The organism is Duganella sp. Leaf126 (assembly GCF_001423125.1).
In the GTDB taxonomy this organism is placed as follows: domain Bacteria; phylum Pseudomonadota; class Gammaproteobacteria; order Burkholderiales; family Burkholderiaceae_D; genus Rugamonas.
In genome coordinates this window covers 218,155-233,955 of the sequence record NZ_LMNW01000034.1, presented here as the reverse complement: position 1 = coordinate 233,955, position 15,801 = coordinate 218,155, and the positions used below count along the sequence as shown (strand labels likewise).

15 protein-coding genes are annotated in these 15,801 nt (G+C 65.1%); 6 read left to right on the top strand and 9 right to left on the bottom strand.

From position 1 onward, the window contains the following. Nucleotides 1-75: 75 nt before the first annotated feature. From ASF61_RS20170 to ASF61_RS20155, 4 genes are all read left to right on the top strand, one after another. A complete protein-coding gene (locus ASF61_RS20170) occupies nucleotides 76-594 on the top strand; it encodes a PRC-barrel domain-containing protein (RefSeq protein WP_056160174.1) in 519 nt (172 codons plus the stop codon). 159 nt (nucleotides 595-753) lie between these two features. Further along, nucleotides 754-2,184 carry a circularly permuted type 2 ATP-grasp protein gene (locus ASF61_RS20165; protein WP_056160171.1) on the top strand — a complete coding sequence of 477 codons (1,431 nt, stop codon included), beginning with the start codon at nucleotides 754-756 and terminating at the stop codon, nucleotides 2,182-2,184. Between the two features lie 9 nt (nucleotides 2,185-2,193). Beyond that, nucleotides 2,194-3,147 carry an alpha-E domain-containing protein gene (locus ASF61_RS20160; protein ID WP_056160168.1) on the top strand — a complete coding sequence of 318 codons (954 nt, stop codon included), beginning with the start codon at nucleotides 2,194-2,196 and terminating at the stop codon, nucleotides 3,145-3,147. A gap of 210 nt (nucleotides 3,148-3,357) precedes the next feature. Continuing rightward, complete coding sequence (locus ASF61_RS20155; protein ID WP_056160165.1) at nucleotides 3,358-3,759, top strand: Hpt domain-containing protein; 402 nt, start codon at nucleotides 3,358-3,360, stop codon at nucleotides 3,757-3,759. Between the two features lie 160 nt (nucleotides 3,760-3,919). Here the strand turns inward: ASF61_RS20155 and ASF61_RS20150 are convergent, their stop codons facing one another. Next, nucleotides 3,920-4,993 (bottom strand): SDR family oxidoreductase, encoded by a 1,074-nt coding sequence (locus tag ASF61_RS20150; protein WP_056160161.1) that lies wholly within the window; start codon nucleotides 4,991-4,993, stop codon nucleotides 3,920-3,922. After that, nucleotides 4,993-6,927, bottom strand: coding sequence for a TIGR03013 family XrtA/PEP-CTERM system glycosyltransferase (locus ASF61_RS24355; protein ID WP_056160308.1), 1,935 nt, complete (start codon nucleotides 6,925-6,927; stop codon nucleotides 4,993-4,995). The genes ASF61_RS20150 and ASF61_RS24355 overlap by 1 nt, the downstream gene beginning before the upstream one ends. 252 nt (nucleotides 6,928-7,179) lie before the next feature. Here ASF61_RS24355 and nadB point away from each other — a divergent pair, with 252 nt between their 5' ends. Together nadB and ASF61_RS20135 are read left to right on the top strand one after the other, a co-directional pair. Next, nucleotides 7,180-8,793 carry an L-aspartate oxidase gene (gene nadB / locus ASF61_RS20140; protein WP_056160156.1) on the top strand — a complete coding sequence of 538 codons (1,614 nt, stop codon included), beginning with the start codon at nucleotides 7,180-7,182 and terminating at the stop codon, nucleotides 8,791-8,793. A gap of 20 nt (nucleotides 8,794-8,813) precedes the next feature. After that, the gene (locus ASF61_RS20135; RefSeq protein WP_056160152.1) at nucleotides 8,814-9,383 is read left to right on the top strand and encodes a GNAT family N-acetyltransferase; all 570 of its coding nucleotides are present in this window, start codon (nucleotides 8,814-8,816) and stop codon (nucleotides 9,381-9,383) included. Here the strand turns inward: ASF61_RS20135 and nadC are convergent. The 7 genes from nadC to queE all read right to left on the bottom strand — a co-directional run bounded on the left by nadC (nucleotide 9,380) and on the right by queE (nucleotide 15,776). Then, nucleotides 9,380-10,255, bottom strand: coding sequence for a carboxylating nicotinate-nucleotide diphosphorylase (gene nadC / locus ASF61_RS20130; protein ID WP_056160148.1), 876 nt, complete (start codon nucleotides 10,253-10,255; stop codon nucleotides 9,380-9,382). The genes ASF61_RS20135 and nadC overlap by 4 nt on opposite strands. Then, a complete protein-coding gene (gene nadA, locus ASF61_RS20125; protein ID WP_056160145.1) occupies nucleotides 10,255-11,409 on the bottom strand; it encodes a quinolinate synthase NadA in 1,155 nt (384 codons plus the stop codon). The genes nadC and nadA overlap by 1 nt, the downstream gene beginning before the upstream one ends. Before the next feature lie 2 nt (nucleotides 11,410-11,411). Next, nucleotides 11,412-13,013, bottom strand: coding sequence for an ABC-F family ATPase (locus ASF61_RS20120; protein WP_056160142.1), 1,602 nt, complete (start codon nucleotides 13,011-13,013; stop codon nucleotides 11,412-11,414). Between the two features lie 151 nt (nucleotides 13,014-13,164). After that, the gene (gene ldcA / locus ASF61_RS20115; protein ID WP_082491842.1) at nucleotides 13,165-14,085 is read right to left on the bottom strand and encodes a muramoyltetrapeptide carboxypeptidase; all 921 of its coding nucleotides are present in this window, start codon (nucleotides 14,083-14,085) and stop codon (nucleotides 13,165-13,167) included. A gap of 107 nt (nucleotides 14,086-14,192) precedes the next feature. After that, nucleotides 14,193-14,702 carry a tRNA adenosine(34) deaminase TadA gene (gene tadA / locus ASF61_RS20110; protein ID WP_056160138.1) on the bottom strand — a complete coding sequence of 170 codons (510 nt, stop codon included), beginning with the start codon at nucleotides 14,700-14,702 and terminating at the stop codon, nucleotides 14,193-14,195. Then, nucleotides 14,695-15,141 carry a 6-carboxytetrahydropterin synthase QueD gene (gene queD, locus ASF61_RS20105; protein WP_056160135.1) on the bottom strand — a complete coding sequence of 149 codons (447 nt, stop codon included), beginning with the start codon at nucleotides 15,139-15,141 and terminating at the stop codon, nucleotides 14,695-14,697. Before queD ends, tadA begins: the two co-directional genes overlap by 8 nt. Then, a complete protein-coding gene (gene queE / locus ASF61_RS20100; RefSeq protein ID WP_056160132.1) occupies nucleotides 15,141-15,776 on the bottom strand; it encodes a 7-carboxy-7-deazaguanine synthase in 636 nt (211 codons plus the stop codon). The genes queD and queE overlap by 1 nt, the downstream gene beginning before the upstream one ends. Nucleotides 15,777-15,801 lie beyond the last annotated feature (25 nt).

Sequence of the window (15,801 nt, the reverse complement as noted above, 5' to 3'; positions counted from 1 at the left end):
GTGCACCTATGGCCGGTCCGGCAAGCCATCGCCATCATTGAGCTTGCTGTCCCACTTAACCCACAGGAGACCACCATGAGCTACCTCGACCGCGACACCTATGGCATCTACAACACCGACTACGCCGATACCGAAGCCGGTCCCGGCCCACGCCTGATGGGCGCCGACACCCTAATCGGCGAAGATGTCTACAACATGCAGGAAGAAGACCTGGGCGACATCAAGGAAATCATGCTCGACATGCGCCAGGGCAAAGTGGCCTACGCCGTGCTGTCGTTCGGCGGCTGGCTGGGCATGGGCGACAAGCTGTTTGCCGTGCCATGGGAAGCGCTGCAGCTCGACACCGTCAACAAGCGTTTCCTGCTCAATGTGTCGAAAGACCACCTGAAAAATGCACCGGGCTTCGACAAGGACAACTGGCCCGACATGGCCAGCGCCGAATTCTCGACCCAGATGCACGATTTCTACGGTACGCAACAGGCGGCACCTGGCGCCCGCACCGCCAGCGGTAGCGTGATGAGCGCCGGCACCGGCAGCCTGCAGAGCGACCCTGGCTATTCCAGCAGCCGCGGCACGGGCCTGGGCAACCTGTAACTGTCTTATTTCTCGTCAAAAAGCACGCGCCTGCCGCGTGCTTTTTTGTTTTCGGGCCCTCGAAATGGGACCGCTGCTTTTTACCGCACCACAATCGTGCAGTCCCTCTGGCATGTTTCTTGATATAACTAGTACGCACTCATCAGGGGACAGTTCGATATGGCACAATTTTTTAATGAAATGACCGTCGACGGGCTGGCGCATGACGCCAGCGCCGAGGTACGGGAGCATTACCGCGAATTCTGCGGCTGGCTGCAACGCCAGTCGCCCGACACCATCGAACGCAAGCGGGCGGAGGCCGATCTCACCTTTCGCCGGGTGGGCATTACCTTTGCCGTCTACGGCGACGACGCCGGCACCGAACGGCTGATACCGTTCGACACCATCCCCCGCATCATCACCGCTGCCGAATGGAAGCGGATGGAAGCCGGGCTGGTTCAGCGCGTCAAAGCGCTCAATATGTTCATCCACGATATTTACCATGACCAGAATATCGTCAAGGCCGGCCTGATCCCGGCGGAACAGGTGTATCAGAACGCCCAGTACCGGCCCGAAATGCAAGGCATCAATGTGGCGTCCGATATCTATGCCCATATCGCGGGCGTCGATATCGTGCGTGCCGGCCAGGGCGAGTTTTACGTGCTGGAAGATAATCTGCGCGTGCCGTCGGGCGTGTCGTACATGCTGGAAGACCGCAAGATGATGATGCGGCTGTTCCCGGAGCTATTCACCCGTAACAAGATTGCCCCGGTCGATCACTATCCCGACATGTTGCTCGACAACCTGCGCTCGGTGGCGCCGATGGGCATCAACGATCCGACCGTGGTGGTGATGACGCCCGGCATGTACAACTCGGCCTATTTCGAGCACGCCTTCCTGGCCCAGCAGATGGGCGTGGAGCTGGTCGAGGGCAAGGATTTGTTTGTCAGCGACAACATCGTCTACATGCGCACCACGCGCGGCCCCAAGCGCGTCGATGTGATTTATCGCCGCCTCGACGACGACTTCCTCGATCCGCTGGCGTTCCGCCCCGATTCGTCGCTTGGCGTACCGGGCCTGCTGGCCGCATACCGCGCCGGCCGCGTCACGCTGGCCAACGCGATCGGTACCGGCGTGGCGGACGACAAGTCGATCTACCCGTTCGTGCCCGACATGATCAGGTTTTACCTGTCGGAGGAACCGATCCTCAACAACGTCCCGACGTACCAGTGCAGAAAAAAGGAGGACCTGGCCTACACGCTGGCCAACCTGCCCGACCTGGTGGTCAAGGAAGTGCACGGCGCCGGCGGCTACGGCATGCTGGTGGGGCCGGCCTCGACTGCCCAGCAGATCGAGGACTTCCGCCAGCGCCTGCTGGCCAGGCCGGAAGGCTATATCGCCCAGCCCACGCTGGCCCTGTCGGCCTGCCCCACGTATGTCGAGAACGGTATCGCGCCTCGCCATATCGACCTGCGCCCGTTCGTGCTGTCGGGCAAGACCATCTCGATGGTGCCGGGCGGGCTGACCCGCGTGGCGCTGCAGGAAGGTTCGCTGGTGGTGAACTCGTCGCAAGGCGGCGGCACCAAGGATACCTGGATTTTGGAACGCTAAGGAGACACCATGTTAAGCCGCACCGCCGATCACCTGTTCTGGATGGCGCGCTACACCGAGCGCGCCGAGAACACCGCCCGCATGCTGGACGTGAATGTCCAGACCTGCATGTTGCCGCAGTCCGATGACGAGAATGCGCAGGTCTGGCGCGCCATCCTTGGCATCTCGGAACTGCAGGCGCAGTTCGACCAGCAGCACGGCACCCCGGGCGCCCGCGAAGTCATCGACTTCATGGTGCGCGACCCGGCCAACCCGTCCTCGATCGTTTCCTGCCTGACCGGCGCGCGTGAAAACGCGCGCGCCGTACGGGGCACGCTGACCACGGAAATGTGGGAAATCCAGAACCAGACCTGGCTCGACATGCAGAAGCTGCTCAAGGGCAATATGCTGGACGACGATCCCAGCAAGTTCTTCGAATGGGTCAAGTACCGCTCGCACCTGTCGCGCGGCGTGACGCTGGGCACCATGCTCCGCGACGAGGCCGTCAACTTCATTCGCCTGGGAACCTTCCTGGAGCGCGCCGACAACACGGCGCGCATCGTGGACGTGAAGTTCCACAGCGGAACAGCCGCGCCGGCCGGGGCCGAGACCATGAGCCAGCGCGATTTTTATTACTGGGGTGCGCTGCTGCGTTCGGTGTCCGGCTTCGAGATCTATCGCAAGGTATACCGCGACGTGATCACGCCGGCACGCATTGCCGAGCTGCTGATGTTGCGCGGCGACATGCCACGCTCGCTGCTGGCCTGCATGGACGAAGTCGTGCACAACCTGCGCGAAGTGCGTAACGATGTCTCGGCCGATACCGAACGGCTGGCAGGCCGCCTGCACGCGGCGCTACAGTTCAGCAAGATCGACGACATCCTCGAAGCGGGCCTGCATGACACGCTGACCCGCTTTTTGGCCGACATCAACCAACTGGGCAACCGGATCAGCCGCGATTTCCTGGTGCCGCTGGCGGCCTGACGCCGTCCCGTGCGGGCCAGCCGGGGTGCCGGTGCCGGCGCGCCGCCCGCTGGCGTGGCAGCGCGCACGGCGGCACCGGGCCGGGCACATCTTTGGTGCGACCCGGCATCAAACCGGTGCGGATGGCGCATCCGGCCGGATTTTTGCACGGGAGCGCTGGACGTTGCGGCGCGGCGCGGTATCATTTGCACTTCAACTCAGGAGTGACGCATGTCCGATACCCCCCGGTCGCACACCGACGACGATGTCTTCTCGGTTACCACGCTGCTCAAGTACATGGGCAACGACGATAAGGCACTGGCCATTGTCAGCAAGATCGTGCGCGACGCCTGCGCACCGGGCCGGGAGCCGCTCGATCTGGCCCGCAGCGCGCTGGCCGAAGGTCGCCTGCCCGAAGCGGGCAAAATCTTCCACGGTCTGCGCGGCTCGATCGGCAACCTCGGCGCCAAGCGCCTGGTCACGGCCGCGCTGGCGCTGGAACAAGCCATCCTCGCCCGCGACGCCGCCGCCATCCCTGCCCTGCTGACCGCCGTCGAGACCGAGTACGACGCGGTGCTGACCGCTGCCGCCGGCTGGCTCGACGCCCATCCCCTGCCGGCGCCGCCGGCTTGATTGCGCTACTGCCGTTGCGGCCGGGTACAACTCGTTGCTGACCGCTGCGCGCTGAAACAACGACGACTCACTTGCTGCGGCAGCCGCTGGATTGCCATGCCGCCGTCTGGCCAGGTACGACGCTGTGCTGGCGGATGCCGCGGTCTGGCCCGGCGACCAGCTAGTGGCGCCGCCCGTGGTCGAGCTGCTCGATATACCAGCGCAGCGCCTGGCGCAGTCCGCGCCGCAAGTCGTGGGTCGGCGCATAGCCGAGCAACTGGGTAGCCTTGGCGATGTCGGCCTGGGAATGGCGCACGTCGCCGGCGCGGAAGTCCGCGTACTCGGGACGGTGGTCGCGCAGGTGGGCATAGCGGTCCACCAGCAATTCCTGTAACAGCAGGTACAGCTCGTTGAGGCTGGTGCGGGCGCCCAGCGCCACGTTGTACACCTGGTCCGCGGCGGCGGGAAGCTCGCCCGTTGCGGCCAGCAGGTTGGCCTGGACCACGTTGGCCACGTAGCAGAAGTCGCGGCTGCTGTCGCCGTCGCCGTTGATGACCACCGGCCGTTCGCCGATCATGGCCGCTATCCATTGCGGGATCACGGCGGCGTAGGCACCGCATGGGTCCTGGCGCGGTCCGAACACATTAAAGTAGCGCAGTCCGATCGATTGCTGCCCATAGTTGCGGGAGTAGACCGCTGCGTACAGCTCGTCGGCATGCTTGCTCACCGCATACGGCGACAGCGCGCGGCCGATGTGCTGCTCCTGCTTCGGCAGCGCCGGGTGGTCGCCATAGGTCGCGCTCGACGCGGCGTACACCACGCGGCGGGTGCCGGCCAGCCGCGCGCCGTCGAGCACGTTGAGAAAGCCGCCGACATTGATCTCGTTGGTCAGCAGCGGATCGTCAAGCGAGCGCGCGACCGAGCCCAGCGCAGCCTGGTGCAGCACGTAGTCCGACCGCTCGCAGACGCGCCGGCACAGGGCGGCGTCGCGGATATCGCCCTCGACCAGGTCGAAATTGCGCCAGATGGCGGGCCCCACCTGTTCCCGCACCTGTTCCAGGTTGTGGCGGTAGCCGGTCAAAAAATTGTCGAGCCCCACCACCCGCTGCCCCAGTTCCAGCAAGGCCTGCAACAGGTTCGAGCCGATGAACCCGGCAACGCCTGTTACCACCCAGCGATATTGCTGCTGGGCCAGCTGCTCGCGCACGCGCTGGTAGGCGCCGGTGGCCGGCGTGCCGTTCTGGTAAGCGTTCATCACAGCCTCCACACCGACAGGCCGCTTGCGCGCAGCACCGATTCGTCGAATTGCGACTTGAGATCGATGAAGCAGCCGCCCGGCGCGATCTTGTCGCGCACCTGTGCCAGCGGCCGCGCGCCCAGTTCGTCGTGGGCAACGGCCGAGATCAGTGCTTCGGCGCACGGCAATTCGTCCCAGCTCGACAGTTTGACGCCATACTCGTGCAGCGCCTCGTCCCCGTCGGCAACCGGGTCGTGCACGTGCACCTGCAGCCCGTACGATTCGAGCTCGTGGATCATGTCGGCCACCTTGGAGTTGCGCAGGTCCGGGCAGTTTTCCTTGAAGGTCAGGCCCAGCACGTTGACGCGGCATCCCTTGAGCTTGAATCCCGCCTGCACCATCTGCTTGACGGTTTTTTCTGCGACAAATTTTGCCATGCCGTCGTTGATGCGGCGCCCGGCCAGGATCACGTGCGGATGGTAACCGAGCATTTCCGCCTTGTGGGTCAGGTAATAGGGATCGACACCGATACAGTGGCCGCCGACCAGGCCGGGCCGGAACGGCAGGAAATTCCACTTGGTGCCGGCTGCCTGCAGCACTTCCAGCGTGTCGATGCCGAGCCGGTCGAAAATGATGGCCAGTTCGTTCATCAGCGCGATATTGAGGTCGCGCTGAGTGTTTTCGATGATCTTGGCCGCTTCCGCCACCTTGCGCATTGCGTCCTCGACCGAAGCGCCGTAGCTATAACGCACCTGCGCCAGTCCCGTAATGCCGGGCTTGATCACGTGCCGCACATTGTAGTAGCCGATCTCGCGCCCGAGCTGCTCGACAAAATAACTGCGCTCGGGCCGGGGGCCGACAAAGCTCATGTCGCCCCTGAAGACGTTGAGCATTTGCGGCAGCTCGTCGATCCGCAGCTTGCGCAGGCAGCGGCCCACGCGGGTGATGCGCGGATCGTCTTCGGTGGCCCAGGTAGGCGTGCCGTCGCCCTCTGCATCGATGCGCATGCTGCGGAATTTCAGCACCTGGAACAGGCGGTTATCGCGTCCCACCCGCTCCTGCTGGTAGAACACCGGGCCGCCATCCTCCAGGCGGATGGCCAGCGCCGTGAGCACCATCAGCGGCATGGTGGCGACGCCGATGCAGGCGCTGGCCGCGAGGTCGAAGCTGCGCTTGACAGCGGCGCGCCACAGGCTCTGGTCGAAACCGCCGCCGAAAATCAGATAACTGGGCTGCAGCGAATCGAGCCGGATCTGGCACGCTTCGCGTTCGAAAAAGGTGGCGGCGTCGGTCACGCGCACCCCGCCCACCGCGCACTCGAGCAGCTGGCGTACCGGGAACGCGCCGTTGCGGCGGTCAGATACCGAGACGATGATTTCATCGGCGCCGTGGCGCCGGGCCAGGGCCAGCAGCGACTGTTCCGGCGCCAGCAGCATGGCAGGCGGCACTTGCCGCTGCTCGCCGTCCACCGGCACACAGCCCACCACGCGGAAGCGATGCAAGCCGGCGCTCCCTGCCAGGTCCAGACAATCGCGCGCGGCGGCGCCGTCGCCGAGGATCATCAGGCGCCGCTCCAGCATGCGCGACCTGGCGGACGTGAAGACTACCAGCCGCGCCAGCAGCACGGCGGCGCCCCCGAACACGAACACCGTGCTGCCCAGGCGACCGAACTGCGGCGCGGGCAGCAGCATGGCCAGGAGGCTGAACAGGCAAAAACCGAGCAGGAACGACGGCAGGATACGGCGCAGCGTGTTGTGCAGGTCCTCGCGCCCGTGCTGTCGCTGGTACATGCCCAGCGCGCCCATCGAAAAGACCAGCACCAGCGCAAACGCGGCAGCCGGCAGGTACAGCGCATCGGGCATGAACGTCTGGCCCGGCACCAGCAGGGGCGCACTGGCCAGGGCAGCTGTCACCAGCAGCAGCACTTCGGTCAGCAGCAGCAGGAAGGCCATTTTCGACACATAGTGATGGAAGATACGGATCACGATCGGCTCCCGGCAGGCGAAGATCTTGGAAGCTTCCATCATCGCAAGATGGCGTCGCCGGCTTTTGCGCCTCGACAATGCCGCCGGCAGGCGCGCCGTACGCTGCCCGAAGCAGCGCAAAAACCTGCGTCACCAGCGCCGGTATCGCAGCAAACCGTGACCAAACCGTGGCAAATCGACTATAGTCATGCTTCCTTCCTGCACCCAGCCATGTGAACCATGAAATTTGATGTTGCAATCGTCGGCAGCGGACTGGCCGGCCTCTCGGTCGCGCTGCACCTCGCCGAAACCCGTACCGTCGCCATTATCTCCAAGCGCGCCCTCCAGGATGGCGCCAGCAACTGGGCGCAAGGCGGCATCGCCGCCGTGCTCGATTCCGGCGACAGCCATAGTCAGCACATCGACGACACCCTGGTCGCCGGCGGCGGCCTGTGCGACGAGGGCGCCACGCGCTTCATCGTCGAACACGGCCGCGAGGCGATCGAGTGGCTGATCGCGCAAGGCGTGCCATTTACCCGTGACGCCACGGCCGAACTGGGCTTCCACCTGACCCGCGAGGGTGGCCACAGCCAGCGCCGCATCATCCACGCAGCCGACGCCACCGGTCACGCCGTGCAGGTAACGCTCGAACAAAAGGTGCGCGCCCATGCGAATATTTCGCTGTTCGAACACCACTGCGCGATCGACCTGATCACGTCCGACAAGATCCATGCCGACGCACGGCGCCACGCCCAGCCGAAATGCCACGGCCTGTACGTGCAGGACGAGCGCACCGCCCAGGTGCACACGTTTGCAGCCGAGCACACGGTGCTGGCCACCGGCGGCGCCGGCAAGGTGTACCTGTACACCACCAACCCCGATACCGCCAGCGGCGACGGCATCGCCATGGCCTGGCGCGCGGGATGCCGCATCTCGAACATGGAATTCATCCAGTTCCACCCGACCTGCTTGTATCACCCGTATGCGAAGTCGTTCCTGATCACCGAAGCGATCCGCGGCGAAGGCGGCCTGCTCAAGCTGCCGCCGGAAGCCGGCGCTGCAGCCGGCACCCGCTTCATGCTGGCCCACGACGACCGCGCCGAACTGGCCCCGCGCGACGTGGTCGCGCGCGCCATCGACTTCGAGATCAAGAAGCGCGGTCTCGACTACGTCCACCTCGATATCAGCCACAAACCGGCCGACTGGCTGATCGAGCACTTCCCGACCATCTATGCACGCTGCCTGGAACTGGGCATCGACATCACCAGGGAACCGATCCCGATCGTGCCAGCTGCGCACTACACCTGCGGCGGCGTGGTGACCGACCTGCAGGGGCGCACCGATCTGCCCGGCCTGTACGCGGTCGGCGAGACCGCCTGCACCGGCCTGCACGGCGCCAACCGCCTGGCCAGCAATTCGCTGCTCGAATGCGTGGTGGTGGGCAGCGCCTGCGCACGCGACATCGCGTCGAAAGAGAAAGGCGAAGTTCCCTACCTGCCGGACTGGGACGAAAGCCGCGTCACCGATGCCGACGAGGAAGTGGTCATTGCCCACAACTGGGACGAGCTGCGCCGCTTCATGTGGAATTATGTCGGCATCGTGCGCACCACCAAACGGCTCGAACGCGCCCAGCACCGCATTGCGCTGCTCAAGGAGGAAATCGACGAGTACTACCGCAACTTCCGCATCACGCACGACCTGCTGGAACTGCGCAACCTGGTCGATGTCGCGAGCCTGATCGTCAACAGCGCACTGCAGCGGCGCGAGAGCCGCGGCCTGCATTTCAGCCGCGACTATCCCGAAACGCTGCCCAAGGCGCTGCCGAGCATCCTGACGCCGCCCCACCGGCGCTAGGCGCTCGCCGGTCAGCAGCCATGCACACGCCCACCGTCCGCACCGCCCTGCCTGCCGACATTGCCGCGATGGAGGCGCTGATCCGCCGCTCGGGTCTTGGCCTGAGCGATGGCTTTTACACGCCCGCCCAGGCGCGCGCGATCACCGAGCACGTTTTCGGCGTGGATACGCAGCTGGTCGCCGACCGGACTTATTTTGTAGTGGAAGTGGCGGGAACGCTGGTGGCCTGCGGCGGCTGGAGCAGGCGCGCCACGCTGTTCGGCGCCGACCGCATGAAGCAGGCGGCCGATCCCCTGCTCGACCCGGCGACCGAGCCGGCGCGGATCCGTGCCTTCTTCGTCGAGCCGTCGGCAGCGCGCCGCGGTTACGGCAGGCTGCTGCTGGAGTGGTGCACCGACGCCGCCGCTGCCGGCGGCTTCACGGTGCTGGAACTGGCAGCGACGCTGCCGGGAGTGCCGCTGTACGCGGCCTGCGGCTTTGAAAGAATGGAAGACATCGCCATCAATCTGCCAGGACCGGCACCAGCCGCCCCACCGGTGCAGGTCGGGCTGGTGCGCATGCGCAAACAGCTTTCAGCGACCCGCCTCTAGGCGGCTACGCCGACGATACGCAGCGAGTAATCGGTGGCCCGGATATCCTTGGTCAGGCTGCCGATGGAAATGCGATCAACCCCGGTTTCGGCGATCGCGCGCACGGTATCGAAGTTGATGCCGCCCGACGCTTCGAGCAGCGCCCTGCCCGCGTTGATGACCACCGCTTCGCGCATCATGTCGGTGCTGAAGTTGTCGAGCAGGACGGAGATGGCGCCGGCGTCGAGCGCTTCGCGCAGCTCCGCCAGGTTTTCCACTTCGACCTGGATCGACACGCCGGCGTCCAGACGCTTGGCTGCCACCACTGCGCTGGTCACACTGCCCGCTGCGGCGATATGGTTTTCCTTGATCAGGATGCCGTCGTACAGCGCCAGGCGCTGGTTCTTGCCGCCGCCGACCCGCACCGCGTACTTTTGCGCCAGCCGCAGGCCAGGCAAGGTTTTACGGGTGTCGAGGATGGCTGCGCGGGTGCCGGCGATCACGTCCACGTACTTGCGGGTGGCGGTGGCCACGGCCGACAGCAGCTGCAGGAAGTTCAGTGCCGAGCGTTCGGCGGTCAGCAGCGCGCGCGCCGGGCCGGTCAGCGTGCAGACCACGCTGTCGGCCGTCATGCGGTCGCCTTCGGCGTAATGCCAGTCCACCTCGATGCCGGCCTGCAGGCAGTTCATCACGCCCTCAAACCACGGTGCGCCGCACAGCACGGCGTCTTCGCGCACGATCACGCGCGCCGTCACGCGGCCGCCGTCCGGTACCAGCAGGCCGGTCAGGTCGCCCGTGCCCACGTCTTCCAGCAGGGCGGCCAGCAGGTTGGCCTCGAAGGCGGTGCGCAGGGCGTCGTCGAACGGCGCGTGGGGATTGTTCAGAGTGCTCATCATGCTGGTCCGATTCCTGAAAACAGTGGCGCTTCCTGCGCCAGGTCGGGACCCGGCTGCACCTTGGCTTTTTTGGCTGCCGCAAAGTCGAGCATGCGGTTGATCGCCACCACGGCCTGCTTGCCGATGTCGGCATCGACGTGGATTTCGTGGGTCGCGACGGCGCCTGCGGTGTCCATGTTTTCAAGCAGATCGGCCAGGTTCTGCAGGCCGTTCATCGCCATCCAGGGACAGTGCGCGCAGCTCTTGCAGGTGGCGCTGTTGCCGGCGGTGGGCGCAACGATGAAGCGCTTGCCCGGTGCGGCTGTCTGCATCTTGTGCAGAATGCCATTATCGGTCGCGACGATGAACGTGTCGGCGTCCAGTTCCACGGCGGCGTTGATGATCTGGGTGGTGGACCCCACCACGTCGGCCAGCGCCACCACGTTGGCAGGGGACTCCGGGTGCACCAGCACTTTCGCCTGCGGATACTGCGCCTTGAGCAGGTCCAGTTCCACGCCCTTGAATTCGTCGTGAACCAGGCAGGAGCCCTGCCACAACAGCATGTCGGCGCCGGTTTGCTTCTGGATGTAGCTGCCCAGGTGCTTGTCCGGCGCCCACAGGATCTTCTTGCCCTGCGCATGCAGGTGCTTGACGATATCGAGGCCGATCGAGGACGTGACCATCCAGTCCGCGCGCGCCTTGACCGCTGCGCTGGTGTTGGCGTACACCACCACCGTGCGGTCCGGGTGCTGGTCGCAGAACGCGGTGAACTCGTCGGCCGGGCAGCCCAGGTCGAGCGAACAGGTCGCGTCCAGGTCCGGCATCAGGATGCGTTTTTCCGGGCTCAGGATCTTGGCCGTCTCGCCCATGAAGCGCACGCCTGCCACGATCAGGGTCTTGGCCGCATGGTCGCGGCCGAAGCGCGCCATTTCCAGCGAATCGGACACACAGCCGCCGGTCTCCTCGGCCAGGTCCTGCAGGTCGGCATCGACATAGTAGTGTGCGACCAGCACGGCTTCGCGCTCGGCCAGCAGCTGCTTGATGCGCGCCTTGAGCGCGGTGCGCTGCGCGGCGCTCGGCGAGGCCGGCGTGCGCGCCCAGGCCTGGGCAACGCAGCTGGCGCCGTCCTGCGGATGTTCGTACTCGACCGGCTTGATCTCCACGGTCTGCATGATCAGGCGATACCCTGGCTGGTCAGGTACTCTTCGTAGTTGCCGCGGAAGTCGACCACTTCGTTTTCCTTGATCTCGATGATGCGATTGGCCAGCGACGAGACGAATTCGCGGTCGTGCGAGACGAAGATCAGGGTCCCGGCGTACTTGTCGAGCGCCACGTTGAGCGACTCGATCGATTCCATGTCCATGTGGTTGGTCGGTTCGTCGAGCAGCAGCACGTTGTGACGGCCCAGCATCAGCTTGCCGTACATCATGCGGCCCTTTTCGCCACCGGACAGCACCTTGACCGATTTTTTCACCTCGTCGCCGCCGAACAGCAGGCGGCCGAGGATCGAACGTACGGCCTGGTCGTCGTCGCCTTCCTGGGTCCACTTGCCCATCCAGTCGGTCAGCGTGGTGTCGCTGGCGAAGTCCTCGGTGGGGTCTTGCGGCATGTAGCCGACGTTGGCGTTTTCCGCCCACTTGACGGTGCCGTGGTCGGCGTGCAGTCCGGCGATGTCGTCGCCGCCGATGCAGCGCAACATGGTGGTCTTGCCGGCGCCGTTGGCGCCGATGATGGCGATGCGCTCACCGGCTTCGACCATGATGCTGAAATTGTTGAACAGGTTGCGGTCGTAGGTCTTGGAAATGCTGTCCACTTCCACGGCCAGGCGGTGCAGCTTCTTCTCGCCGTCGAAGCGCACAAACGGATAGGCGCGCGACGATGGCTTGATGTCGTCGACCTTGATCTTCTCGATCTGCTTGGCGCGCGAAGTGGCCTGGCGCGCTTTCGACTTGTTGGCGGCGAAGCGGCGCACGAAGTCCTGCAGCTCGGCGACCTTCTCTTTGGCCTTGGCGTTGTTGGCCAGCTGCTGGTTGCGCGCCTGGGTGGAGGCGAACATGTATTCGTCGTAATTGCCCGGGTAGATCTTCAGCGTGCCGTAATCCATGTCGGCCACGTGGGTGCACACCTGGTTCAGGAAGTGGCGGTCGTGGGAAATGATGATCATGGTGGAATTGCGCTCGTTGAGCACATCTTCCAGCCAGCGGATGGTGTTGATGTCGAGGTTATTGGTCGGTTCGTCGAGCAGCAGGATGTCCGGGTTCGAGAACAGCGCCTGCGCCAGCAGCACGCGCAGCTTCCAGCCCGGCGACACGTTGCTCATCGGTCCCTGGTGCAGCTCGATCGCCACGCCGGCGCCGAGCAGCAGTTCGCCGGCGCGCGATTCGGCCGTGTAGCCGTCGTACTCGGAGACCTTGCCTTCGAGCTCGGCGGCCTTCATGTAGTCATCGTCGGTCGCTTCCGGGTTGGCATAGATGGCGTCGCGCTCCTGCATCGCCGCCCACATCTCGGTGTGGCCCATCATCACCACGTCGAGCACGCGCATGTCTTCAAAGGCAAACTGGTCCTGGCGCAGCTTGCCCAGGCGCTCGTTGGTATCGAGCATGACGTTGCCGGCCGACGGTTCGAGGTCGCCGCCGAGGATTTTCATGAACGTCGATTTGCCGCAGCCGTTGGCGCCGATCAGGCCGTAACGGTTGCCATCGCCGAACTTGACGGAGATGTTTTCAAACAGGGGCTTGGCCCCGAACTGCATGGTGATGTTGGCGGTGGAGAGCATCGGTAATGAGATTTTCCTGTTGAAATCGTGCCGTGAGGCGGAATGCCGTCATTATACAGCACCCGCCTTTTGCTTCTTTGTCACCGGGCCGGCCGGGCGGGGTTCCAGACTGGTTAGTCTTGACCAGGCCCTGAGCGTGCGGCGGCGCTGATTACAAGGTGGGATAGTCGCTGACGGTCAGCGTGAATGCGCGCGCGGTCGAGTCCAGCCTGGCCGGCGCGCCGAAAGGCAGCGTGGCGTGGCGCCGCACGTGGCCTATCGGCAGGCCGGTCAGCAGCGGCAGCGGCAGCGTGGCGCGCAGGTAGGCCAGCATCGCGTCGAAGTCGTAGCCGTTTTCGAATGCCCCCAGCCTGTACCCGGTGAATTCGCCGAGCACTACCGCGCGTTGCCGGTCCAGCACTCCGGCGTACAGCAGTTGCAGCAGCATGCGCTCGACCCGGTACGGGTGCTCGCCCACGTCTTCCAGGAACAGGATGCCGTCGTCGATGACCGGGAAATACGGCGTGCCGAGCAGGCTGACCAGCATCGCCAGGTTCCCGCCCCACAGCCGTCCCGTCACGTCCAGCACCGGATTGTCGGCAGCGCCATCGGCGACCGTCCCCAGCACCGTGTGCTGCGGGCCGCGCAGGCAGTCGAAGAACTGGCCGATCGTGTAATCGTCGGGCTCCAGGGGCACGAAGTCGGCGCAGAACATGGGGCCGGCGAAGCTGATGCGGCCGGTCGCCTGCATCAAGGCCATCTGGAACGCCGTGAAGTCGCTGTAACCGACGAACAGCTTGCCGCTGTCGGCCATCTTGCGGTAATCGATCTGCGGCAGCAGCCGCGTCATGCCGTATGAGCCGCGCAGCGCCATCACCACTTGCACGTCGGGATCGTCGGCAGCCGCATCCAGTTGCGCCAGGCGGGCAGCGTCGGTGCCGCCGAAGCGCTGGTGGCGTGCGTCGTGCCGGTAGTAGTTATGGACGACGAAACCCTGCTGCGCGAGCCGGGCGATACCGGCGTCAAGCGCGGCGGCATCGGGCGCGAAGCCGCCCGGCGCAATCAGGGCGATACCTGTCGGTTGTGATTTCAAGATGCCTCGGCTGATCAGAGATGGCCGCCGGCACGGGACGCGGCCGGCGGAAAACGGTGGCTGCCATCTTACCGCGCAGGCGCGGCAGCGGCAAGGTCGTGCCGGGCTTACTGCGGCGCTGCGGATGCGGCACGGCGGGCCGCCGCCGCTTGTGCGCGGCGCGCGGCGAAGAAGCGCCTGAGCAGGTCGGCGCAGGCGTCTGCCAGCACGCCGCCGCTGACCACCGCATGATGATTGAGCTGCTGCTGCGCGAACAGGTTGACCACCGAACCGCAGGCGCCGGTCTTGGGATCGGGCGCGCCATAGACGATGCTGGCCAGACGCGCATGCATCATGGCACCCGCGCACATCACGCAAGGCTCGAGCGTCACGTACAGCGCGCAGCCTGGCAGCCGGTAGTTGCCCAGCACGGCGGCGGCAGCGCGCAAGGCGGCGATCTCGGCGTGGGCGGTGGGATCGTGCCTGCCGATCGGCTGGTTGTAGCCGGTGGCGATCACCACGCCGTCCTTGACCACGACCGCGCCGACCGGCACCTCGCCCAGATCCCATGCATGCTGCGCCTGCTCCAGCGCCAGCCGCATGAAATGCTCGTGCGCGTCGGCCCCGGCTTCAGGCATCGGTGATCTCGGCCCAGCAGTTCGGCGTTTCGTGCAGCACCAGCTTGTGCAGGCGCAGGCCGGTGCCGAAGCGGTCGATGAACGCGGCCTTGAGGATGCCGAACGCCACGTGCGCCAGATTTTCGACGGTCGGGATACGGTCGATCACCACCGTCTTGTGGCCGGGCAGGCTGGCCAGGAACTCGCGCACCGCCGTGTCTTGCTCGTAGACGATGAACGCGTGGTCCCACACATCGACCAGGTGCTGCTTGGCCAGGGTCTTGACGTCGGAAAAATCCATGATCATGCCGTTGTCGGAATTGCCTTCGGCCGTGATGATGTCGCCGGTCAGCGTGATCTCCAGCGTGTAGCGATGGCCGTGCAGGTTGCGGCACTGGCTCTTGTGGTCGGGAATGCGGTGGCCGGCGTCGAATTCGAGCTTGCGGGTAATGGTCAGCATTATGGTATCTGTAAAAGTTTATGGGTTTGCAAGCTCAGCTTCCATTTCGGATGGCGCTTGCAGGTCTCGATCGCCAGCGTGGTATTGAAGGCCGCCAGCGGTCCGTCCATCGCCTGCACGTAAAAATGCGTGAAATCGAGGTGTTCGTAGGCGGCCAGGTCCTGGTTGGTCTGCGGGATCACGACCTTCAGCTCGCTGCCCTTGGTCACCACCAGCGTCGAACCCATCTTGGGGCTGACGCAGACCCAGTCCACGCCATCGGGAACCGGCAGCGTACCGTTGGTTTCGATGGCAATCGTGAACCCCCTGGCGTGCATGGCGTCGATCAGCGGCGCGTCCAGCTGCAGCAGCGGCTCGCCGCCGGTGAACACCACGTATTTGCTGGCGGGATAGCTCGCTGGCCACAGCGCGTCGATGGCCGCCGCCACCTCCCCGGGCGACTTGAACTTGCCCCCGCCTTCGCCGTCGGTGCCGACGAAATCGGTATCGCAGAACTGGCAGACGGCGCTGGCGCGGTCGCTCTCGCGCCCGGTCCACAGGTTACACCCGGAAAAGCGGCAAAACACGGCCGGACGCCCCGCGTGCGCACCCTCGCCCTGCAGGGTGTAGAAAATCTCTTTGATGCTGTAAGTCACGATGGTTCCTGATTGGACAACCCTC